At 58.3% G+C, this 22,823-nt stretch carries 12 protein-coding genes; 5 read left to right on the forward strand and 7 right to left on the reverse strand.

Going from position 1 to position 22,823, the window contains the following annotated elements; genetic code table 11:
* Positions 1-265 precede the first annotated feature (265 nt).
* From LOC68_RS02115 to LOC68_RS02140, 6 genes are all read right to left on the reverse strand, one after another.
* Positions 266-1,114 (reverse strand): hypothetical protein, encoded by an 849-nt coding sequence (locus LOC68_RS02115; protein WP_230215120.1) that lies wholly within the window; start codon positions 1,112-1,114, stop codon positions 266-268.
* Positions 1,115-1,246: 132 nt separating this feature from the next.
* Positions 1,247-4,444 (reverse strand): CHAT domain-containing protein, encoded by a 3,198-nt coding sequence (locus LOC68_RS02120; protein ID WP_230215122.1) that lies wholly within the window; start codon positions 4,442-4,444, stop codon positions 1,247-1,249.
* Positions 4,445-4,492: 48 nt separating this feature from the next.
* Positions 4,493-5,476: a DMT family transporter gene (locus tag LOC68_RS02125; RefSeq protein WP_230215124.1), complete on the reverse strand. Its 984-nt coding sequence runs from the start codon at positions 5,474-5,476 to the stop codon at positions 4,493-4,495.
* 48 nt (positions 5,477-5,524) lie between these two features.
* Positions 5,525-6,970, reverse strand: coding sequence for a hypothetical protein (locus LOC68_RS02130; protein WP_230215126.1), 1,446 nt, complete (start codon positions 6,968-6,970; stop codon positions 5,525-5,527).
* A 63-nt stretch (positions 6,971-7,033) separates the two neighbouring features.
* A complete protein-coding gene (locus LOC68_RS02135) occupies positions 7,034-11,077 on the reverse strand; it encodes a protein kinase domain-containing protein (protein WP_230215128.1) in 4,044 nt (1,347 codons plus the stop codon).
* A 93-nt stretch (positions 11,078-11,170) separates the two neighbouring features.
* On the reverse strand, positions 11,171-13,255 hold the full coding sequence (locus LOC68_RS02140) for a caspase family protein (RefSeq protein ID WP_230215136.1): 2,085 nt from the start codon (positions 13,253-13,255) through the stop codon (positions 11,171-11,173).
* Between the two features lie 603 nt (positions 13,256-13,858).
* On the opposite strand from LOC68_RS02140, the gene LOC68_RS02145 reads away from it, so the two are divergent.
* Positions 13,859-14,449, forward strand: a complete 591-nt coding sequence (locus LOC68_RS02145; RefSeq protein ID WP_230215138.1) for an RNA polymerase sigma factor — start codon at positions 13,859-13,861, stop codon at positions 14,447-14,449.
* A gap of 38 nt (positions 14,450-14,487) precedes the next feature.
* Here the strand turns inward: LOC68_RS02145 and LOC68_RS02150 are convergent, their stop codons facing one another.
* Complete coding sequence (locus LOC68_RS02150; protein ID WP_230215140.1) at positions 14,488-16,002, reverse strand: hypothetical protein; 1,515 nt, start codon at positions 16,000-16,002, stop codon at positions 14,488-14,490.
* A 421-nt stretch (positions 16,003-16,423) separates the two neighbouring features.
* On the opposite strand from LOC68_RS02150, the gene LOC68_RS02155 reads away from it, so the two are divergent.
* From LOC68_RS02155 to LOC68_RS02170, 4 genes are all read left to right on the forward strand, one after another.
* Positions 16,424-17,173, forward strand: coding sequence for a hypothetical protein (locus LOC68_RS02155; protein WP_230215142.1), 750 nt, complete (start codon positions 16,424-16,426; stop codon positions 17,171-17,173).
* A 111-nt stretch (positions 17,174-17,284) separates the two neighbouring features.
* Positions 17,285-19,108 carry a vWA domain-containing protein gene (locus tag LOC68_RS02160; protein ID WP_230215144.1) on the forward strand — a complete coding sequence of 608 codons (1,824 nt, stop codon included), beginning with the start codon at positions 17,285-17,287 and terminating at the stop codon, positions 19,106-19,108.
* Positions 19,109-19,310: 202 nt separating this feature from the next.
* A complete protein-coding gene (locus LOC68_RS02165) occupies positions 19,311-21,938 on the forward strand; it encodes a tetratricopeptide repeat protein (protein WP_230215146.1) in 2,628 nt (875 codons plus the stop codon).
* Positions 21,935-22,780, forward strand: coding sequence for a DUF4159 domain-containing protein (locus LOC68_RS02170; protein WP_230215148.1), 846 nt, complete (start codon positions 21,935-21,937; stop codon positions 22,778-22,780). The genes LOC68_RS02165 and LOC68_RS02170 overlap by 4 nt, the downstream gene beginning before the upstream one ends.
* The last annotated feature ends 43 nt before the right edge of the window (positions 22,781-22,823 follow it).

The raw sequence follows: 22,823 nt of genomic DNA on the forward strand, positions 1-22,823 counted from the left end.
GACATATCGGAACAAACGTTTTCTCTTGCGATAACGGACAGGAAAGCGAAAACAATTCACCCTAAGCCTTCGCCGCAACGATCGCCGATGGACCGTTTGACGATGCCTGAAATGGTCTTCTCCTTTCGGGGTTTCTCAAATTGGATGGAATACTAAAGCCGTAGGTAAGGATTTGCGTTCGATCTGCGCGTACGTTCCCCGCAATCACCGCGAAGCGTGAAAAATGAGACGGGTAAAGAAACGCGATCGAGCTCGTCTGAGACGATCAGGCGTCACCCGGAGGATTCGCTTTCGGCATGAAGTGCCGCTCGATTTCGCGACGGAGATCGGCCGGCGGCAGTTCTAGCCATTCTGGATGGGATTCAAGTGCGGTACGGATTCCTCCTGGTAGCGAAGCGATGTCGATGTTGTCCGCTGCCGCGGCCGGATTCGCTCCGCGCCGCGTCGCTTGCAAGATGCCGAACACGAGATTCGGCATCTCCACATTCCGAATTGCGATCGATTCAAAGCGATCGCCAGCCGGCGTAAAGTGGCCAGCCGCAATCGCCGTGTAAAGTCGTAAGTCGCCAAAAGCCATTCCGCTGCGAGCGTCCTGGGGCGTCATTGGATTGCCGGAGAGGAGATAGAACGAAACCGCTACGACCTTTTCGTCGTTAGGCGAGCTCTGCTGAAAGTCGCGGGCAAACCGCCGAGCTAACGAGCCGAGACAGATCTCCCCTTGCCGAGTCATCAAATAGCGACTGAAATCCGGGCCAGACGGTTCAATGCCTGCAGCGGCTGACGCCACGCCGCCAGAGCGAATGTACGGTTCGACGAGGCGGTTCTGACTTTCGTTGAACCATTGTCGCCAGACCTGACGTCCGGCGTCGGTTTCCATCGCGACGTACAAGACGCCGCCGCTACCGGGGTTTGGCGCGTAGAAATGCCATGGGGCGTCCAATTGCAGGGGACGCAAGTAATGGCAAGTCTGGGCGTGCGCGTAAGCCAACGGCTCCGGCGCTGGATGCGAATGCGTGCCGATGCCGAAGCCCGCGAGTAACACCGCGGCGAAATGAGCCAGGATGACGACGCTAACAAAAACCTTAAGGATTCGTCGCAGCGTTGGAGATTTCATGATCGCACCCAAATTCGGCGTTCATTGAAAGCGTCGAATGCAAATCTATCTGTTGCAGTGACTCAATCAATCAAAAACTGTTGTCTCAAATCGGTTTCCCTATCTTTTCCAAATGGAAACCGCGTCCTTCGTTTAGTCATGTTTTTGAGGCGAATTCTTTTCGGACGCTTGAAAATGAATCTGATCATTTCCAGCGACCGAAAGGACCGCCCAGAAATAGGGATGGCTATAAATTCCATTGCCTTCGCGGGCATCCAACATGAACTGGCGCTGAGCGTCGGCCAGTGATTCTCCAACCGGTTCTCCGTGCGAAAGCTTGTCGAGAAGAGACGCCATCAATACAGTGCCGGTCCGATCGAACACGTCCCATTTGCCGGTCACCACGCATGAGGTTCCCGATTGCAACAGGGCGCGCTGCAGGCCGAACAGATCGTCTCCTTGCATCGGCGCCTGATCGGCCAGGCCGGAATAGCAGGCGCTTAGGATGACCAGATCAGCACGCGTCTTCATGGAGTAGATCTCGCCGGCTTGAAGTAGACCGTCGGCGCCTTTTGCTTGTCCGCACCGTAGATAGCTCAGCAGCGGAGCACTGGCGACGTTCTGACCATGCGTTCCAACCAACAAGCCGCCCCGTTTTTGCAGAAGGCACTTTAGCGCCTCTTCGTCGGTCTCGTCTCCCTCCGCAATCTCGCCGATGCGATCGCCAAACGTGCGCCGTAGCGAGGCGAGGTCGCTCTCGACCCCTGGCAACGATGGTTGCCCGAGGAAGCTCGACTTGCCGAACCCATTCATCTGCGCGAGCGGCTGGTCGCCGCGACTGCGGATCCGATGATAGGCGAGTAGCGAGGGGGCTTCGACGACGCTGTCGACCTTTTCGATCAAGAAGCGGGGCTGCGGAAGCTGATAGAATTTCAGGTCGCGATCATCGGTTTCAGTCACTAGCGCGGCGAACGGCAGATAGTGGAGCACATGATGCGGCGCCACCAGCAACGAGTCCGATCCTTCAATTCGTGACGCGACCGGCGGCGGCAGCAGTCGTTCGTAGAGCCAATGCAATTGGGTCTGCCATTTCCGATCGGCCGCACGTCCCGAAGCGATCGCTTGCGAGATCTTTTGGGCCGCATGATCCATGTCCCCCAGAAAACTTCTGACCTCGGCGATCAAACGCTGGGGGCTCAAGGGCGTTCCTTCTTCGTCGACCAACGTATAGGCGGAGATCCCGGTGGAGTCGATCAGAAAGAGGTGGGCCTTCTCGGCGCCGAGGAAGTACTCGATCGCTACCAGGTCGTCAGGCCAATCGGCCAGCATTTGTTCGACGTCTTGCTCCGTTTCCGCAATCGCTTGCGAGCTGGCGTCGTTGGCGGCGAGATAGTCCTGGAGCGCTCTTCCTTTGGCCAGTTCCGCGTACTTCAGCGCCTCGGCAGGCTTGCCCGCTTCGATGAGAAGCTCAATCAGTTGTTCGTTCACGTAGGCGCGCCGGGCGAAGAAGCCGGCACGGGAAAGTCCGTACTCATCTTGCGGGATTCGCTTCCGCAGGTACTCCGATAGGGCTTGGGAGAGATAGAGATGGCGTAGCGATTCGGCGCGTAACTCGTCTGACTCCGCTTGATTCCGTTCCCCTGACTCCGCTTCGCGCCGCAGCGACAACGCCAAGATCCGGTGCGCGGTTTCTACTCCTGCGAGCGAACCGCTATCGAGGTGAAGGTCGATCGCGGCTTGGGCATGCAGCTGACAATCTTGCGGGCGACGGGCGCGATGTGCGAGTCGTGCGAGGATTTCGTGAGCGACCGCTTGACTGACCGGATCCGCGTTTTTTGGATTGTCAGCGCTGGCTACCGCTTTTGCTGCGCTTTCCGCTTGCTGCGTGGCGAGTTGCTCGCCTCGGGCAAATTTCGATTTTGGCGCGACGCCTCCGTTGAGCAACCGGATATAGTCGGCCAACAGCGAATTCAAACGAGCCTGATTCGCGGCGGTAACAGCCGCTTGCTGCCGGCCAAGCCTTTCTGCTAGCAGGGCCGATTGTTTCAGTTCTTCGTTCGCGTCGATCCATTGATCCAGACCAATCAGCAGCGGCGTCGGCATGTTGCTGGCCGTTTGTCTGGCGGCGTTGTAGAGTGCGTCTTGCGACTGCGAGAGGAGAAAATTGGCGAAATTGTTGTGGGCGTTGAACTGGTCTGCAGGCTTCGCCGTTTTGAGCACTTCGATCGCATCGACGAATGCCTGGTACGCTTCCATCGCCGTTGCGGAACTTGATTCCGACATCACGACCGCATGGTAAAGCGACGCCAGGCCAGCGGCGCGAGGAGAAACGGATAGGTCGATTTTGGCAAGCGACGCTTCGGCGGCGTCCCATTGTCCCAGTCGAATCTGCCGGCGAGCCGCGTCGACTTCCGCGATTCCGGTCGCATCCTGCGTTACGTCGGATGCAAGCGTCGCTTTGCCTTGGAGCTCGTCGTTAAGCTGCTGATAGATCTGTTCGAGATGTTTGGGTAAGGCGTTTTTCGAAGCCGACTCCAGCAGGTCGAGCGCATCGACCGGGTAGCTCCGGCCGTTCGAATCGAGCAGCGCTTCGACGGCAACTTGCAAATAGAGAGGATCTTGCTGTGACGCAACGACGTTGCTGATCGCCGCGACTGGTTGGAGAACCGCCTCACGCCGCTCGGCCGATTCCACCTTGAAACGTAAGTTGCCGGAACCGCTGGACTGGCGCAACAGGTATTCGCCAGCTGGAAGTCCTTCGGCCCATTCGGTTGGTAGGGAAGTAATCTCACTCCAGGCTAGTTCTCGCTTTCCTTTGGGAAACGGGATCTTTGCCGAGATTCCGGTGCGATCGCGCAGAGTGACTTCATCTTGGGGATAAGGATCCCCTGGAGAGGAGGGCAAACGCCGTAACGTAATCCGCCCGCTGAGAAGCGTGCGATCATCCGCCGGGGTATAAATGCCGCCTGCGGCGACCTCGCGATAGATTTCGCCTCCGACCAACTGATCCAAGGGGGTACCAAGCAAGGCGAGCGTTTGCGGGCTATCGATCCATTCGCTGCGGCTGACGCCAGCTAGTTGCAGCGGCGCCGCGTCTGGGTCGGCGAGCGGCGGAGAGACTTTCGTGGCTGGGAGCGAGATCCATTGGTCTCGAATCCCCTCAGGCCAGACCAACAGCCCATCTTTCGCCAATACCGCAGGCGTTGGTGGGAATGAAACGCGCTGGACGATCACGTTGTCAGCGTCGATCGAGATCAGGATCGCGCCCCCTGGCGGCGTCTGACCAAGTGCGACGGCGAGCGTAATGCACCAGACGCTTGCAACGAAAATCAGCAATCGGCGTCTTTGCATGGTGTAAACTCAAGTCGACAAAGTAGGAACGTCATGGTTACAAGCGGATTACGCCACGGAATCCGGACCCATATTCTTGGAAACGGGGAAATTTCTTGGTCGATTTTCTTCCAACTCGGAAAAGAGGGTCGGTGACGTCGCGACATCTTCGTCGTTCTCTTCCGCTCTGCCGCTGCGGAGCGTTGTCGACAACAAGCCTGCCGTAACCAGGGCACAACCCAACAGGAGATTCGGCGGCAGTGGATCCGCCATAAACAGCCACGCCCCCAATACGCCCAAAAGCGGCGAAGTGAGGCGAAAGATGTTCAATTCATTGGGATTGTGATATTTCAGCAGCGTCGTCCAGAGCAAAACGGCGACGCCTGATACCAGTAGTCCTTGATAGGCGACGGCCGTCAACGCTGACGTCGTGAGCGCCGTCGCCGGTACCGTTTCCGAACTGAAGCTGATCAGCCCGCAAATGACCATTCCGATGCAGGTTGACCAGAAAACAAGTTGAATTGGGTCCAGCCGCTGTAGTATCACGCGGACGTAGACGATCTTCGCCGCCATCGACGCGGCCGAGAGAAGCACTAGGATATCGCCCAGCAGAGATATCCCCGGCTCCGCAGCGCGATGCAAAAAAATTACCCATACCCCTGCAATCGCCAAACCAAGTCCGATCCGTTGACGCAGATTGGTCTGCGAATGGGTCAAAAAGAGATGGCAAAACAAGGCGGTGAAAATCGGGAAGGTGTTGATCAAGACGATGCTACGCGCGGACGTCGTATAAGTCGTTCCGATCGTAAATAGCGAAAACTGCAATGCGACCAAGACGCCGCTAACAGCCAGAATGAACCATTGATTCCGCGCCGCCCGCAGCGAGGTTCCGCATGCGCAGGCCAGCGCTGCGACGAGCGGCAACGCCAACAAGAATCGAAGCGTAATCACAAAGAAGGGAGGGAGGTCCACCACCGACAACTTTACGGCGATGGCTTGGCCGGCCCAAATCAGCGCGCAAATCGAAGCTGACAAAATGGACCAGGCGGTCATTCTGTGCTCGTGAACGCGCACCAGAATCTCCCCAGCCGTGCAACCAGCTTACTGCTGAAGCACCGCCTGAATGATTCCCGCTTTACCGACATTGGTAATCGCTTCCGGCGATATGCGCGAGAATAGGCCTCGATACTGACCGCGAATAATTCCCATCGCGACCGTGATGAACATTTCGACCGGCAACAGATCCGCCTTGTCGCCGCCGTGGTAGAGGACCGGCAACGAAGCCGGCGCCGCAAACTCTTGCACCACGCACGGCAAATTCGCCTGCGGACGACAGGCCGCTTCCCAGGCTGCCGTCGTCGAGGCCGCTCCAATCGTGACGCCGAATCCACGTCCCTCGTTCGCCGGCTTGATGACGAATCGATCTTTATGTTCGAGCAGGTACGGAAGCAGATCGATCTCTTCGCCGTGCAGTAAGACTTTGCCTGGCTGGAGACGAGCGGTCCACATGACATGCCGCGTTATGAAGTCGCGTTGATCGCCCGACAGCGTCTTCTGAAACGCAGGCGCGTGCAAAACTTCCAGTAAGGTCTTGTCTTCCGCGATGGTCGCCGCGACCAGATTGTTGACCGAAACGAACGCCTGATCGACGACCGCAGAAAGAAACGGGGCGTATCGCTTTTCAAAACCGGCTCGCCAACAGTGATTGGAACTGTCGGGCGTACTGACGCGGATCTTGTTATAGCTTAGCGAGATGAAATCCCCATCATGTCGCAAAACGCCGTCCCGGTAGGTCAGGTCCATCGCATTGACGATGCGAGCGGTCCGCCCCCGATCCTCGAATTGGGCCTTCAGCAACTCCAGTTCGTTGTGAAGATAGTTCTCGTCGTTAACCAGCGCGACCAACCCAACGGGAAGCCCTGCTTCCCGCTCGATCGCCAAAAGTTCGTCGACCAGCGATCCGGATTCCAAGGTCGCAGCATGGCGAGATTCAAGTTCGTCTTCCAAACCTAATGACTGGAGCCCGCTAATGGCGGCGTCGTTGCAGATAGCGGCATGTGCGAACCCCGCCGGACAGCAGGAGTTGAGCTCGATGACCTTCAGCTCCCCCTTCTGCGTAATCACGGCGTCATAGCGACTGTAACCCTGCCACGTTTGCAGGCCGCGAGTCTTAGCGAAGTAAGGCGCCATCCGCAGATGCGCCGGAAAGTACTCGGCCAACCGACTCCGATCGGCCAAAACCCAGTCGACGGCAGTTTCGACCAGATCGTGCAACGTTTCCGAGATTGTTTCGAGCAGCGTTACGTCTTCCGAATCGAGCATCAGCGCCGACGTCGCCGCGGGAAGTTCTCGCGAACTTTCAAACCGAACTCCATTTTCCCGCAAATACCGCATCGAGACGTCGCGGGCTTGATACAGCCGTTGCGGCTCTTTGCACCACAACTGAAACAACCGTTCGTGGAGATCGTAGGTCGCGGTCAAGTCAATGCCGTGACGCTGGGTTGCGATCTTCGGTTGTGCAGGTTGGGAATGCAGACTAGGCATCATCACGACTTTCGGCAGGCTGTCACGCAGGGGATCTCAAGTTGCAACCCTTCTTCTCCGACTTGCTCAATTCGACTTGGAAAGCCGGATCGGCAAGTCGGCGAGCGTGGCGTTCCTCCCAATTCCATAGGCCCGGGATGTGGTCTGTTGACCTTTCGAGAGGTCGCGGACCCGCTGTCCCAAGTAGTATTCGATATCTTCCAAGGTGACGAATCCTTGACGGCTTCCCGGAAGCGGCGTGTTCTGCGGCTGATCCAAATAGTCGCCTTCAAACGCTTCTCGCAGCGCCAGCGTCAGATAGCCATGGCCGACGCGGCGATCTTCGAGCGCCGGCTGCGAGCTAATCGACGAGGCGAGGAGAATGACGTTCGAATCGTTCGTCGAGCTGAAGCGGCGAATCTGCTCATTCGCGAGCGCTCGCATTCGATCGGTGGCGGCTCGCATCGCAATCGCGTCGTCCGGTGCGAACGCTTTGCCGCTGAAGCACGAATCGAGTACGCAAATCACCGTAGCGCCCATGTTGGCCAGCGAGTTTTGCAGTACCTTGTCGTGAATCGCGGTCCGTTCCATCCCGACCTTGCTGTCGTAGTCATGCGGCAAGAGGAAGTAGCTTCGATCGCCGTGCGCCTTTTCGCCATGTCCGGAGAAGGTGACGAAGACGATGTCCCCGGGGCGAACCGGCTGAATTCCTTCCTCCGAGCTTCCCTGCGTAAACTTCCGAATCCACGCGAAGATGTTTTCGTAAGTCGCTTCCTCGTTCGTCAAGCTCTTAATCTTGCCGCACTCAAACAGGGCGTCGTCCCCTTCGCACAAACTGCGGAAGTCTTTCTCTAGTCCCATCGCATCGTTGGCGGCGACTCCCAAGTTGAACGTGGGATCGGCGTAGCGCGAAACGCCGATCGAAAGAGCGTAAAGTCGGCAGTTTTTGGGTCGACCATTCTCGGCGATCGCAATCGGCGCATTGGAACCTTTTGCGCCAGGGGCGAGACTCAGCTTGGCGCCGCGGCTCACGACGTCGGCGATCAATCTCGGCTGCGCAGTGAGCGCGGAAGTAGTGCTGTTCCGAAGCGCGACGTCGCCGCATTTGGCGTACCGGTAGAGATACTCCGGCGAGACGTCGCCGTCCGTGTGGACTTCTTTGATCAGGTACTCCAGCTTGCGGACGACCGAGTCGATCGTGTGCTGTGAGGTCTGGTTGGGGCCCAGCAGGTACTGCATGCTGAGAAGCATGACGTCCAAATCGGTTCGGCTGACGTTTCCGCGGGCGTTGTAACTAGCCAGCCGCTGCGAGCAGAAGCTTTCCAGTTTGGTAAGCGTCTTCTTTTGTCCATCAGCGTCTTGCTGATTGACCTCCAGCATCGCGTTCGCCAACGCTCGACACGTACTATAGATCTGCTCTTGCTCCGGCGTGATCGTCTCTGCCGCGGGGAGGAGATCCGAGATCGCGAGCATTTCGGTTTCCGCTTCGCTTTGACGGAAGTCCAGGCACAACGCGATCACGCGCTTGTACTGGATATTCGCCACATGGGGCCAAAGCTGGTCGAGTTCGAAGGCAGGCGAACGCGCGGCGAGTTCCGCTTGGCCGAAAACTTCCGCCGCACGAGGATAGTCGGCGGGTGTGCCGAACATGTAGGTATCGCCGAGCCGCTCGTACAAATTGGGAAAACGACGCACTAGATTGCGCTCGTCTTGCGACTTCAAACCGGAACGGACACGTCCGTCGATGTTATTGATCGCCTCGTTGTAGGTGTACTGGGCCGACTCCGTCTTTCCCGTGAAGTGAGCGACCATTGCGTCATTCTGCATGATCATCAGGCGCTTCGTGAAGACCTTCACGTCGTCCGCGTCGGTCTGATCGTCGAGCGCCTTTTTCGCCTTGGCGAACCATTCGCGGGCTCGTTCCAGACGCCAGCGGTCAAATTCCAGCCAACCACGCTCCTCGTAGCTGACTTCGCGAAGCATATGGTTGTCGTTGAATTTCAGCTCCGAATTGTTGGCGAATCTTTCAGCATTATCGAGCGCTTCGCTCGCCATCACCATCCGATTCCGCTTGCGGTAGTTGAAAGCAATGCGTGTGGAGAGGGCGACCTTTAGCGACGGCGATACGGCTCGTTCCACCGCATGTTCGTATTGGGCGATCGCCTCCAGCGACAAGCCCCGTTCGAAGGTGCGTCCGAGGTCGCCGTAGCAAACCGCCTCCAATTCTTGATCGCCATCCGCTTGATAGGCGTCGACGGCCATTTGATACGACTCGCGAGCGGCAGTCTCGTTCCCCATCTTTTGATAGAGCAAAGCCCGCATGTGCCGCGCAGTTCCGCTGTCCACACGCTGCGGGTCAAGCATTCCCAGGAAGTATTCGTACGCGGCCTTCAGGCTATCAGGCGATTCCTGCGCCGGATCGATCTTCAGCAAGCGACCGACGACGGCCCATTCCGGATCGTGGGGCGGCGACTTGCGGACCATTTCTTCGACCATCGCCCGCAAGCGGTCCATTTGTTTTTCGGTCGGCGCGGTCGCCAATTCCTGGGCCAGGGCGATCTGGCTCTCGTCCGCGTGCGCGGCCCCCGTCAGAATCTTCTTGCGAACGATCGGCGCATACCAGGGAAACTCGTCGAACCACCAGTCGCCGTAGACGTCTGGTTGTTCGGCCAGCGAAGAGGCCCACAAGGGAGCTTCCTGCGGAGGTTGAACCGGCTTGGGTACAAGCCCGTAGCCGATGATTCCGGCCAGACAGAGCAGCACGACGGCCGAAATTCCAATGAGCGTTCGGGAAGGTCGCCAGCGAGCGGGACGAGCCGGCGGCTCGCTGGCCGCAGCGGGCGCTGGTTTCGGCTGCGGTGCAAGCGACTGCGGCGGCGCCGGGGCTGCAACTCGCACAGGCGTGGGCGCTGCGAATTGTCGCGGCCAGGTCTCGCTTGTGCTTGCGGTGTACGTGTCGAGCGTCGACGTTTCGGTAACGGTGATTCGCGTCGGCAAGGCGACTCCGCTAGCCGCCTCCGCGCACCACGTCTTGAAGGCGTCGGGATCGGCAAATTCGGCGAGCACCTGGTGAACCATCGCCGCGTCGTCGAGCCGCTCGTCGGGATCGATCGCCAGCATCTGCCAGATGATCGCCTCCAGCTTACGGGGACACTGGACCGGGAAGGTCGATACTTCTTCCGACTTCGCGGGATTCGGCTGTTGGGGCGGAATCGCTCCGGTCAGCGCGTAGTAGAGCGTGCAACCGAGACTGTAAACGTCGCTCCGTTTGTCGAGTTGCGGAGGCTCGTGCCCCAATTCCGGCGCTCGGAATCCCAAAAACTGCATTCCCGCGTCGGTTGGCGCAGTTGCATACCGGAGATAACGGAGGTTCAGGAGTTCGGTCAGGCCGAGTCCCGAAACCTTCACCACCGCCTGGGACGGATTCAAAATCAAACTTTGCGGACGGAGATCGCCGTGGCAGCGAAAGTGATCGTGAACCTGAATGATGCCGCTGGCCGCTTGGCGCATGAACTCGCATACGACCCCCAACGGAATCGGATGACGCTGAGCGACGAGTCCGGCGAGCGTTGGCCCCTCGACAAACTCGGTCAGCAACAGAATGTCTCCATCCGATTCGACCAACTCACGCGGCCGCGCCAGGTTCGGGTGCAGCATGAAGGCCAAGTCGGTGAACGAACAACCGCTGGGATGATCCTGTTCGATGAAGAGCCCCGGGAGCGAGCGGACGCACATCATGTTTCCCGAACTGCGCTGGCGCACCTTGTAGACAGCGCCGATCGGCGAACGTCCAACTCGCTCCAGCACGTCGTCGTCAGGAAACGCCGCATCGACTCGTTTGAGGTGCACGTCGTCATTGATGAGTGCGTCGCGCAGCAGTTCCTGATTCGGGAATCGGCGATCGAACTCTTCGCGTGACATCGTCTCGCCGGCCTGTTCGCGGTAATAGATTTCCCGCTGCAGCAATCCGAACAGTAACGGGGTTCGGTCGCTTTCCGGCACATATTCCAGCAACGACTCCGCCATCAGTCGCGGACCACGGCGGAGCGATTGCTCAAATAGCTGGCAAACCTGGTCGGCAGTGACCTTCCAAAGCACTTGCCGCGGTGTGTTTGTTTCCCCCTGTGCCATTTGCCCAAATCCCGTTTTAAAAACCCCCAAAGCGTTTGGCGGCGGAGTTCAGGTTCTCCGCAACTCGAAACGCACCGCTGACCCCAGGGAACGTCATGGAGCTTTCTCGTCGACGCGGAGCGTGACCCATGACTTCCCGATAATCTCCGGCGTGCCTGGCGAATGAACGATTGCCGCCCGCAATCCTTTCCCCCCAGCCGCCGTTTGCAACAACTTCGCGAAATTCGTATCCGGCTGATCAAAGGCGCCGCGAGCGCGGACGCCCGTACCAAGCGGCCCTTGAACCAGCACGTCGTACTCCGGCATTAGCTTCTTGTCCGCCAAGCGATCGGCCAGGACGACAATTCCCTCCACTCCGGAGGTTTCGTCGGTAATATCCGCGAAAAACGGACGGACCGAGCCGCCTGCTTCGACGCTGGCCGTGAACCATTTGGAAATCCCGAAGTTGCCGTCGAGAAACAAAAAGGTGATCGCCAGATCGTCGAACCCCTTGTTCGACAGCGACAAGCGAATCCGCTGACCCGGACGAAGGGCAGTGACCGCTTCGGCTTCGCCATCGTCGCCGTCAAGTTTCACTTCCAGATGCAAGTCGTCCTGCAGCGGGCTTTCGTACTGCGCGACGATTCGCCAGACGTTTTGCCACGTGAAAATCCGTTGCAAATCCTCAATCAGGTAAGTCGTCCAGCGCGAGTCGTCGGCCAGCGAGTACTGAGCGTAAACGCGCGGCGGAGTCTTTGGCTGCGGCGAATCGGCTTCCTCCGACGGCAACTGCTCGCGCTGAACCAAAAAGACCTGCGGCTCGTCAATTTGCTTGCCGTACAAGCGAGCTGCCTCTTCCGGTTTTACCAGGTGCAGCGCCCAATCGGCGTCTTGACTACTATCGACCGCGCGGAGCAGGGCCAGATTCTCTTTCGCCAGCGCGTCGAGCGCTTCTCGGACTTCCGCCGCTTCTCCAGCGGAAACTACTGCGACCCGCAACTGCATGTCTTCCAACGGCTTCAGGGCCACTTCGCAGCGGCATACCTCCGGCAGATCCGACGCACGCGGCGCCGGCTGGCCGTCAAATTCGATCGGCTTTACCTTGGCCGAACTCGCCGTCGCCGAAACCACTTCAACATGGCCGAGCGGTTTTTCGCCTGACTTCGGCATCAACTTCAGGATCGTACCTGGGCGAATGCCCATCAGTTGGCCCGCGTTCAGATGCAGTTTTCCTCCTTGTTGCAGCAACGTCAAAGAGCTGCCGTCGGCCGCTTGTTCGGCGGAAAGTACGTGTTGTTTCAACCGGCCGTCAAACAGCGGCGTCGGTCCCCGGGATCCCCGCGCGGCACGATATTGGGTCAGGACCGCCTGGCTCAGATCTTCGTACGAAAGCGGGCCATCCGCCTGCGAGAGAACTTGGGCCAGCGTGTAGCTGAGGAGCCCGTGGTAGTGCTCCGGCGTGCGAGGTGCGTCGAGCGGACGCGGTAATTCCGGAGCCGTCTCAAAGGCCTGAGCAGCGTAGAACGCGGTGACGCTTCCCACAGCATCCGCAGCTGGCGGAAGCTCCAAAGAGGGTCCGCTGGCGACACTGCGCTGGCGTTCGCCGCCGCTCGCCTCGGCAGCTTTCGCGGCGGCCGCTTCCAGGTCCTGGCGCGGAACGCCTAGGGCGAAGGGATCGACCCCGCGATCAATTTCGCCAATACCAACCGAGCGGCTCATCGTGCCGGAATGACAATGATCGAACACGATCCAGACGTTACCCCCATGGCGGCGCATCTGGTCGAGCCAGCCGCCGATTTGGTCGTCTTTGATCGAGTTGGCCAGACCCTCGTCGGTCCAATCGCCGAAGTTGACCGGCAGAAAGACTTCGTCGAGGCCGTCCTCTTCAGGATTCGCCGGATCGAGCGCGTTCTGCTGCGTTTTGGGAATCGGAACCTGCACGCCGTGGCCGGAGAGCAAGATGAAGACTTGATCCCCCGGGTTCGTTTCGCTGGCTAGTCGACCAAAAGCGGCCGAGATATTTTCGGCGGTCGGACGAGAAAGCTCTCCCTTTTCGTCATCGGTCAGACGAACGATGTTTTCGGTCGGAAAGTCGAAACGCTGCGTCAGCAAATCATAGAACAGCCGGACGTCGTTCGGCGGACCATAGAGATCATGGACGCTTCCGTGACCTTTATCGTAACGCGAACATCCGACCAATAACGCGCGCCGCGTGGGCGTAGTCTCCGCCCCCCAGGCCAGACATGGTGCAACCATGGCAAAGACGGTGAGCGCTTTCACGAAAACGTGAAACGACTGTAATGCTTGCCCAAGCATCGTTCACCCCCAGCACGTCTACTTTTGGCTTATTCGAGTTCGGCTACCAGAAACAAATCTGAGAACCCTGACTCCTCTCTAAGCGTGTTTACGTCCTCCAAGCGGACATCCCATTTCATTACTTGAATGGGAATTGGTCAGGAAACCTGGACCTTTGGCCCCTTCGGTCCAGAAAAAAACTGCACCACGGCAGTAGCCAAACCCCGTGTTAGTGCGGTTTTTCCGGATGATACTCCTTCTAGTTTCGCACTGTCAAACTGCTAAACCAACATTTCCCCAAGAAGACAATCGCTACGTCCAGCGCGCTTACGTTTGGGTAAGCTCGGTAGTTGACGCTTTGACTAGTTTCAGAAAAATTCGCACGTACGCGTCGACTAGGAGGCCAATAGTTCGCGCCCAACTGGTTATGAATCTTGTTGCTCAGATCGATCGAGCTTCGCTATAGTGAAGCCCAATTCCTCCAAGACGCGCTACTGGAAGTTGGGAATGGAAAACCAGGGGTCCGAATTCTCCGAGTTGCTGGAACGTCTGAAAAATGGCGACGAGGCTGCGGCCGCCGAGTTGGCTCGCAAGTTCGAGAACGAGGTGCGCCGTTTCATTCGATTTCGTCTGACCAGTCCGTCGGTGCGGCGTATGGTCGACTCGCTCGACATCTACCAGTCGGTTCTCATCAAGTTCTTTACTGGCTTCGACCAGGGGGACTTTCGTCTGGAAGATCCGGAGGAGTTGCGACGGCTGTTGTTGACGATGGCCCGCAATAAAATCGTCGACCACGCACGGCGACATCATGCCGGTCGGCGCGACGCGCGGCGAATCTCGGGAGACGAAGCGGCCTTGAACCTGGTCGCCGATTCCAACGAGACGCCCAGTCGAATTGTCGAGACCGACGAAATCCTGCATGCGCTCGAAGATCGACTTTCCGAAGATGACCGCGTACTGCTCCACAAAAAATTGAGCGGTTACGGCTGGACCGACCTCGCGGAAGAAATGGGAACGAACCCCGACGCACTACGTAAGCGGCTTACTCGCGCGATCGACCGCGCGGCGTCTCAACTGGGACTGATCTCCGACAAGTAGCGTTCGCCTGTCGAGATGCAAACGGGCGAAAGGGGCGTTTAGCGTCCCAGTTTCAGAATGAGATCGTCCTGAAGCAGTCGCCCGGCGTCATTTTCCCGATTTGTTCCCCACGAGATCAACTCGACATGCTGGTCATCGTTTCGCATGTAGGTGAACGGCTTTTGCGAGTGGGAATCGTTCGGAATCGACGGCAAGATCTCGGGCGATAAATCGGCAAGAGCTGCCGGATAGTATCCGCGGCGACGATGATATTCCTCCAGAGCGAGACCGACGCTGATAAAGTCGCGGCGAACGTGCCCCCGGCGATCGGTGCAAAGACGCTGCCAGATGTTCGTTCGTAGGGCCAGTGCGACCGCTTCGCCGATCCAGCGGCTTCCTTGATCCCGATCGACCTCGAGCGCTTCAAGCAGCGTCGTTTCGTCGGCGTCGTTTCGCTTGCGCCACTCGTCCACCTCACTGTTCAGCCGGTCAATCTCTTCCGCCTGGCGTTTCGCGTCGGAGATCAGCAGCGTTTCGACCGTTTCGTCCTGGACTTCGTTGGCTCGCTGCAGCGCCAGATCCCAATCGATATTGGCGGCCCGCAGCGCCTTCATTTGCTCGGCATGGCTGGCCGGCGCCCAATCAAAGAAGGCGTAAAAAGCGGCGTCATGTTCCTTGAGCGATTCGATCTCTTGGCGCAGGATCAAACGTTCGCCGATGTCGGCCGCCGTTTGCGAAGGCGCCATCGACGAAACGTTTTGCAACTCCTTCTGGTACTCCTTCGCCTGGTCGGCGGTCAGCATTCCACTGGCCAGAATCGCATACTCGGCCTGGAAGGCGTACGAGTCGACCCAGTGCGCTTTGGCGAGCGAAACGTCGAGCGGCGAACCTTCGGCCAGTTGATTCGCCAACTGATGAACGGCGATCAAGTCGCTGACCGCGCCGGCGAAATTGCCGTCCCCCATTCGCTGCGACGCGCGGATCGACAAGCACTGTCCGAGATACGGAATTCGTCGTTCGATCGCGTAGGAAGCTCCCAGCAGCGTCGGAGGATTCTCGGCGGTCAAGATCGGGGCGTAGTACGAGGGAAACTTCGAGATCCGGACCAACTCGTCGAGCGCCGCTTCATTGGCGGCAAAGTACTGAGCGAGCGCCGGATAATCAGCGCTCTTCCAGACGGCGCCGTTGGCCGACTGGAACTCCAACGTGAGTTGCTTCAACAGATCCTGTCGCTTGCTTGCGTCCTTCGGCACAACCGACGTGACGTATTGTTCGAAATAAGCGAATCGCGGCGATCCGTTCCCAATCGATTCGATGCCGAGCATCGCCAGCGAATCGTCCCGCAGGCCCGCGTCGAAGATGTCGTCTCCCAAGAGCCGAACCAAATAGACGACTGCATTCTTGTCCGGATCAATCCCCTCGCTAAATTGCGCGTTGAGATCGCGCACCGCCCCTTCCAAGTGGTTGGGAATCGTCGGCGTCTTAAGCTGCAGTTCTTTCGCAGCCGTTTCGCTTTCGCCTGGCTCCGCTCCTTGGCAATCGAAGGCTACGGAAAGGCCAACCCAGATCATCATGGCGGACAGGGAAGCCGACAGCAGACGGGGTCGAATCGCAAGATTGGTCATAGCGGTGAGACTGTAGGTAGGTGGGAACGGCAGAACGGATCTCGGTACGGTTTAAACCCGAACCGGGCCTTGCAGTTTCTCCCATTGTACTGAACCGTTGGAATCGTTCGACAGGAAATGAAGGAGCCCCGTTGTCGAATATTCCAACACTAGGCGCAAATCGATCGACATCGACTTGGCTAATCGCGGGACGGAACCCCTCATGCGGCTGTCCGCCGACCGTATTGATCGTGCAAGAATTGGCTTTCTCTTCCCATAAATCGACCTCTGGTCATGTGAAACGCGCTGCGAACCCCTTTTCGGCATTCCCTTTGCTTACCTTGAGTTCGCTGGGGTATCGCGACAACTTCCGATTGGCCTGAAGCGAAGAATGACACGTTGTTCCAATAATCACGAAGTTTGGAAGGGGTTTCTCCTTGCTCATCCCTATCGGCTTTGGGGTTGGAACCTGGCGTCGTGGCTGACGCTGCTCATTTGGATCTTGCTTGATGCAAGCGCCGGCGCCAGTTGGAACCAGCTGGCCGCCGCCGTTGACCTACAACTCGGGGAACTATCGCGACTGCCGTTCCCGTTTTTTCTGATGGCGGCGCTACTCGGTTTGAGCCTCTTGGGAATGGTCGTTGCTTGGGTCTCAATTGTCGCCGGCCCGAGAAACTACCGCTCTTTATTGGCCTGGATGGCGACGATTGGCTTGACCTCGTTATGGCTGGGTCTGATCGTCAACATGCCCGACTTGATCTGGAGCGGCTATCGATTTCGTCTTCATGCGGCGCTCCCGAAGTATGAAGCGGCGACGCGCCCGCTTTGCGCGGATTGGCCAAACTCCGATGGCGAAATGGAAGCGTGGGGGCCGTACTCCGCCTATCCCATCGCCCAGCCGAAGATGCTCCTGATGCTGGCGCCGCCCGAGATCTGTTCTGGATCGCACGTCGTCTCGGTAGAACGTGCGGAATCCGGCGGCGTTCGACTGGAACTGACCGGAAAAGAGCAGGGAGTTTGGCTTGAATGGCACCCGCCGGGGTCGGAACCAAGTTCGTTTGTCGGCGGTCTCGCCGATCCCCATAGGCTGATACGCACCTCCCGACTGCGAGACAACTGGTTCGTCGTACGTTATAAGTAGAGGAGTCGCAACACGACTGACCGCATGAAAACATCGGCCCGTTTCCGTTCCGCATGCTAGTGGCGAACAAAGAACTTCGCCATCGGCGGACGCTTTGAGAACCGTGACGCCATGCGAAAACCGCCACGTACCCGCGTCGACTCGTCAGCTTCGCGCTCGAAGTCTGTCCGCAAGTCGAACCATTCCTGGCGAGATCAACGCCCCTTTCTGTTCTCGGTCGCGGTTCATGCAGTTTTGATTCTGTTGTTGGCCCTGCTGGCCGTGCCTGTGATCAGCGGACAGCGGATGGGGGCGGTGATTCTCGACGAGTCGGCCCTCCTGCCGCTCGACTCGCAACTTGCTGAGTCGAATCAACTGGTTCCCGAGCTGGAATTACCAGTGCTGGTGGAAACGCCGCTGGATGCCGAAGACTCCGTCCCGGCGTCGTTAACCTCTCCGTCGCTCGAAGCCGATTTCTCGAAAGAGATGCCGACGAAGTCGGTCGAGAATCTTTCTGGAGAAGGATCGACGCAAGTCGCCCAAGTTTCGCCCCGTAATGGCCGAGGCGCGACGCATGTCGCCGTCGGCAACTACGACGAGGCGATGGACCAGATCACGCGCGAGCTGATTCGCTTGCTGAAAGATGGGGAGGTGGTCGTCGTCTGGCTTTTTGATCAGTCGACCAGCATGGAAGATGATCGCGCTCAAATCGGCGCCCGCATCGGCCGCGTCTATCAAGAATTAACCGCTTCCGGTTTCGCCGAACATAACGCCCTGACGACCGGCATCGCCAGCTATTCAGGCGACTATGCCCAGCACACGGCGACTCCGACCAGCGACGTTCGGCAAATCTATCGCGCCATCGAACGCGTTCCGATCGATACGATCGGCAAAGAACTGACTTGCAAGTCGGTGATCGAAGCGATCGCTCGCCATCGTCGTTACGTCGAAAATAGCAAACGCCAGTTCGCGCTGATCGTCGTGACCGACGAAAGCGGCGATCCGGAAGACAATCAGCGCAACTTGGAAAAGGCGATCCTGGAAGCGCAATCGACCGGCTGTCGCGTTTACTTCCTGGGTCGAGAGTCGATGTTCGGCTATCCCTACGAACATTTAGCCGCAGTCGATCTGCAGCATGGAATTTCGCGCGTCTCCACCTACGATCGCGGTCCCGAGACGCCGTTTATCGAACAATTGCAGACCGACGGATTCGCCGCTCGCACCGATGCGGTCCTCAGCGGATTTGGCCCGTACGAGCAAGTTCGTCTGACCCGCGAAACCGGCGGCCTCTTTTTCATGATGCCCGACGACAAGCCGGCCGGCGGTCCGCCGATGCGCCACCACTATGACCCGGTCGTCCTCGATCATTATCTTCCCGATTGGCGACCGCGCAGCGAAGTTGTCGAAGACTTGAAGCGAGACCCGCTTCAATTACTGATGACGAAAGTGATTCAAGAGCTGAATCCGTTTCAATCGGCGTCGGTAAATGCGGCGGCGATTCGGCAGCTCTTCTCCAGCGATCCGGCGATTCTGATCGGCGAGATACAGCAAGAGCAAGTGAAGATGCGGGCCTACATCGCCTACCTCAACCAGGCGATCCACTCGCTGGAAGTCGCGAAACCGCTCCGCGACGCCTCCCCCAGCCTTCGCCAACAAGCGAACTACGACTTGCTGTTCGCCCAACTGCTCACTTACCGCATTCGCGCCGCCGAATTGCACGATTATCTCACCCTCTTCCTGCAAGAACGGCCAGCAGGGGGTTCAAAGTGGGGTTGGCGGATCGTCATGACCAAACAGTTGATGACGCCGCAGAATCATTGGGCGGAAGTGGCGCTTGCCCGCAGCTTTTTGGAACATATCGTCACCGCGCGAAAGGGAACTCCCTGGGCCGCCGCCGCACAGCTCGAACTCGATCGCGGTTTTGGCGCCGCTATTCAACCGGTTCCAGCGCCCTGAGTCGCCAAACGATTGGCTCCCGTCCAAGAGTGGTAGTTTCCGATTCTTTTGTGAAACAGCTCGCTGAAGTCGGGCAAGCCGGACGACTATCTGCCGCATTGCGCTGGGAGCTAAGGCGAAAATTTCTTGTATAAAGCGATTCCAGCCTTCTACAATGGCGTCACGAACGCGCGGGCGTTGTGAAATCGAGAAGGAGTCGGTTTTGGAAAGATTGGGGAGCCGTCAAAAGCGGATAGTCGCTTTCGTTGGTCGATCGTTCTGCTGGGCGATCACGTTGGCGGGGCTCTTTCTGGTCTGCAGCCCCTGTGCGGCGGAGACCTTATCGGAAGCGAAAGAACTCTTCCGTACCGGGCAGTACGAAAAGTGCGCCGACGCCGCCGCCAAAGAGATCGCCGACGGAACCTATTCGGAAGAGTGGCGACTCCTTCGCTTGGAAAGCGAACTGATGCTAGGTCGCTATGCCGATGCTCTGACGTCGCTGGAAGAAGCGAGAAAGGTCAACACCTACAGCATCCGCCTCCGCTGGCTCGAACGGGACATCCGCCGCTACAACGGCGATTCGGCGAAGGCGAAAGAAGTGCTCGCCGAGATCGCCGCCGAAGTCGAACGCTTGAGCGCCCGCTATCGTTCGCCAGAAGATATGGTGGTCGTCGGAAGTTTTTTCCTGGAAATTGGCGACGACCCAAAGCAGATTCGCACCAACCGCTTCAAACAGATCCAACAGCGTGCCCCGGGGTTCTCCGGCGGTTTTATCGTCGCGGCCGAACTCGCCCTGGCGAAAAATGACTACGCCTTGGCCGCCGAAGATTTCCAGAAGGCGATCAAGGTCGATCCCGAGAACCCGCGGATTCTCTACGGTTTGGCCCGCGCCTTTGAATCGAGCGATGCCGAAAAGGCAGAAGGATTTCTCGCCCAATCGCTCGAGATCAATCCGAACTACATCCCCAGCCTCCTTTTCATCGCCGAAGAGCACCTCCAAGCCGAACGCTACGACGAGGCGGAAAAGCAGCTCGAAAAAGTGTTCGCAATCAATCCGGCTGAGCCGAAGGCCTGGGCGATTCGCGCGGTAATCGCTCACCTCAGCAGCGACGCCGAAAAGGAGAAAAAGGCCCGCGAAGAGGCGCTTAAGCATTGGACCGACAATCCCGAAGTCGATTACCTGATCGGCAAGTACCTCGCGCAGAAGTACCGCTTTGCCGAAGCGGCCGCGGCCCAGCGACAGGCGCTCGCGTTTGATTCCTCCTATCTGCCGGCCAAGATGGAGCTTTCCAACGACCTGCTGCGGCTCGGTGAAGAGGAAGCTGGCTGGAAACTGGCCGAGGAAGTCTTTGACGCCGACAACTACAACGTCGTCGCCCACAACCTTTCTACGCTCCATGATCATATGGCGAAGTATCGCACGTTGATCCAAGATGGCTTCGTCGTTCGGATGGACGCCAAAGAGGCCGAAATCTACGGCCCGCGCGTGCTGGAACTGCTGGTCGAAGCGAAGCAAGTGTTGTGTGAAAAGTACAACGTTGAGTTGCCTGAAACGGTCGCCGTCGAGATCTTTCCGCGGCAGCAGGACTTTGCCATTCGAACCTTCGGTTTGCCAGGGGGCGCTGGCTTTCTGGGAGTTTGCTTCGGCAGCGTCGTCACGATGAATTCCCCCGCTTCGCAAGGAAGTACGCCGTCAAACTGGGAAGCGGTTCTGTGGCACGAGTTCTGCCACGTCGTCACGCTCACCAAGACCCACAACAAGATGCCGCGCTGGCTGAGCGAAGGGATTTCCGTTTACGAAGAGCGTCTGCGTGATCCGGCGTGGGGCCAATCGCTGTCGCTTCGCTACCGCACTATGATTCTGGGAGACGACCTGACGCCGGTCAGCCAGTTGAGCGGCGCGTTCCTGCGGCCGAAAAGCCCGCAGCATCTGATGTTCGCCTATTACGAGTCTTCGCTGGTGGTCGAGTTTCTGGTCGACAAGTTTGGGATCGACGCGCTTCGCGCTATCCTGGATGACCTTGGCAAAGGATTACAGATCAACGACGCGATCACGCGGCATGCCGCGCCGGTCGAAGCGTTTGACGCCGAATTCGAGAAGTACATTCGCGAGCAGGCCAATGCCTTTGCCGAAGGCGCTGACTTCACCGAAGAAGAAATACCCGCCAGCGGTGATGCGGCCGTTTGGAAAGAGTGGCTGGCCAAGCATCCCGATAGCTTTCAGGGACTTGGTCGTTATGCGATGGCCCTGATCGCCGAAGAAAAGTGGGAAGAAGCCCGCGAGCCGATCGAGCGTCTCGTGAAACTGGCGCCTGACTACGCAGGGGAGGGGAGCGGCCTGCCGATGAAAGCGAAGATTTCTCGCGAGCTGGGCGAAACCGAACAAGAGGTCGCCGTGTTAGAACATTTGGCCGAATTGTCCGCCGATGGGCTACCGGTCTATCGACGCCTGGCCGATTTGCACGCCGAACAAGAGAACTGGGAAGCGGTCACGGTAAACGCGCGGCGGATACTCGCCGTCAATCCGCTCCTTCCCGAACCGCATCGCTTGTTGGCGACTGCTGGAGAAAAATCCGGGGACCGAGACGCGGCGATCGATGGATTACGGGCGATCTCCTTGATGGACCCGTTCGACCCGGCCGACGTGCACTATCGAGCGGCGAAGCTGTTGCACGAAGCGGGACGTTCGGACGAAGCCCGCAAGCAGGTTCTCCTCGCGCTGGAAGAAGCTCCCCGCTATCGCGACGCACACCAATTGCTGCTTCAACTAGTCGAAGCGAAAGAAGCGGACAGCGACGAGGAACCCGCTCCGATGAAAGAAGATCCCATGACGGAAGAGGCTGCCCAGTGAGTTGGAAACGATCGACAGTCCGGCTCGTCATCGCCGTAGCCCTGTTTGCGATTCTCGGCGGCATCGTCTTCGCCCAGTTTGGCGGCGGAAATGGCTTCTTTGGTCGTCGCGGGAGAGGAGGTTACCGCGGTTACGCGCCCGAAACCGGCGCACGTAACGATTGGGAAATCGACGAACGGTTCCAGCACGACGCGTTCCGCTTTGCTCGCGTAAAGTATTCGGAATATGGGGGGGGCACGAAATGGGCCACCGATTTTCCCGAAAGCGATCTCCACCTGCCGCAGCGTTTGCGTGAATTAACCTCCATGGAAGTCCATCCCGAAAGCGTGATCGTCGAACTGACGGACGAGCGACTTTCCGACTATCCATTCATCTACATTATCGAACCGGGCAACATGCAGCTAACCGACGAAGAGGTCGCCGGTTTGCGCCGCTATCTGCTCAATGGCGGCTTCCTGATGGTCGACGACTTTTGGGGAGAATGGGAATGGGACAATTTCTATCAAAACATCAAGCGAGTCTTCCCTGATCGCGAACCGGAAGAACTCCCGCTGGAACATGAGATCTTTCATCTCGTTTACGACCTTGAAGAAAAGCCGATGATCGTCGGCCTTGATACCTGGAGAAGCGGCCGCCGGGCCGAACGTCCTGACGCGCAAGAGCCCCACTACAAAGGCATCTTCGACGACAAAGGGCGAATGATGGCGATCATTTGCCACAACACCGACCTCGGCGACGGCTGGGAAGAGGAAGGGGTCGATCCGACCTACTTCAAAGAATACTCCGAGCGTTTCGCCTATCCCCTCGGAATCAACATTATCACCTACGCGATGACGCATTGAGTGGGCCGCTTCAAACGTTCCGCCCAATCCTCCTCGATTGACC

The organism is Blastopirellula sediminis (assembly GCF_020966755.1).
Taxonomy (GTDB): Bacteria; Planctomycetota; Planctomycetia; order Pirellulales; family Pirellulaceae; genus Blastopirellula; species Blastopirellula sediminis.

What these genes read in the sequence shown, in the direction of transcription:
- LOC68_RS02115 (WP_230215120.1), bottom strand. Translation starts at nt 1,114, where the DNA reads ATGAAATCTCCAACGCTGCGACGAATCCTTAAGGTTTTTGTTAGCGTC.
- LOC68_RS02120 (WP_230215122.1), bottom strand. Translation starts at nt 4,444, where the DNA reads ATGCAAAGACGCCGATTGCTGATTTTCGTTGCAAGCGTCTGGTGCATT.
- LOC68_RS02125 (WP_230215124.1), bottom strand. Translation starts at nt 5,476, where the DNA reads ATGACCGCCTGGTCCATTTTGTCAGCTTCGATTTGCGCGCTGATTTGG.
- LOC68_RS02130 (WP_230215126.1), bottom strand. Translation starts at nt 6,970, where the DNA reads ATGATGCCTAGTCTGCATTCCCAACCTGCACAACCGAAGATCGCAACC.
- LOC68_RS02135 (WP_230215128.1), bottom strand. Translation starts at nt 11,077, where the DNA reads ATGGCACAGGGGGAAACAAACACACCGCGGCAAGTGCTTTGGAAGGTC.
- LOC68_RS02145 (WP_230215138.1), top strand. Translation starts at nt 13,859, where the DNA reads ATGGAAAACCAGGGGTCCGAATTCTCCGAGTTGCTGGAACGTCTGAAA.
- LOC68_RS02150 (WP_230215140.1), bottom strand. Translation starts at nt 16,002, where the DNA reads ATGATGATCTGGGTTGGCCTTTCCGTAGCCTTCGATTGCCAAGGAGCG.
- LOC68_RS02155 (WP_230215142.1), top strand. Translation starts at nt 16,424, where the DNA reads ATGACACGTTGTTCCAATAATCACGAAGTTTGGAAGGGGTTTCTCCTT.
- LOC68_RS02160 (WP_230215144.1), top strand. Translation starts at nt 17,285, where the DNA reads ATGCGAAAACCGCCACGTACCCGCGTCGACTCGTCAGCTTCGCGCTCG.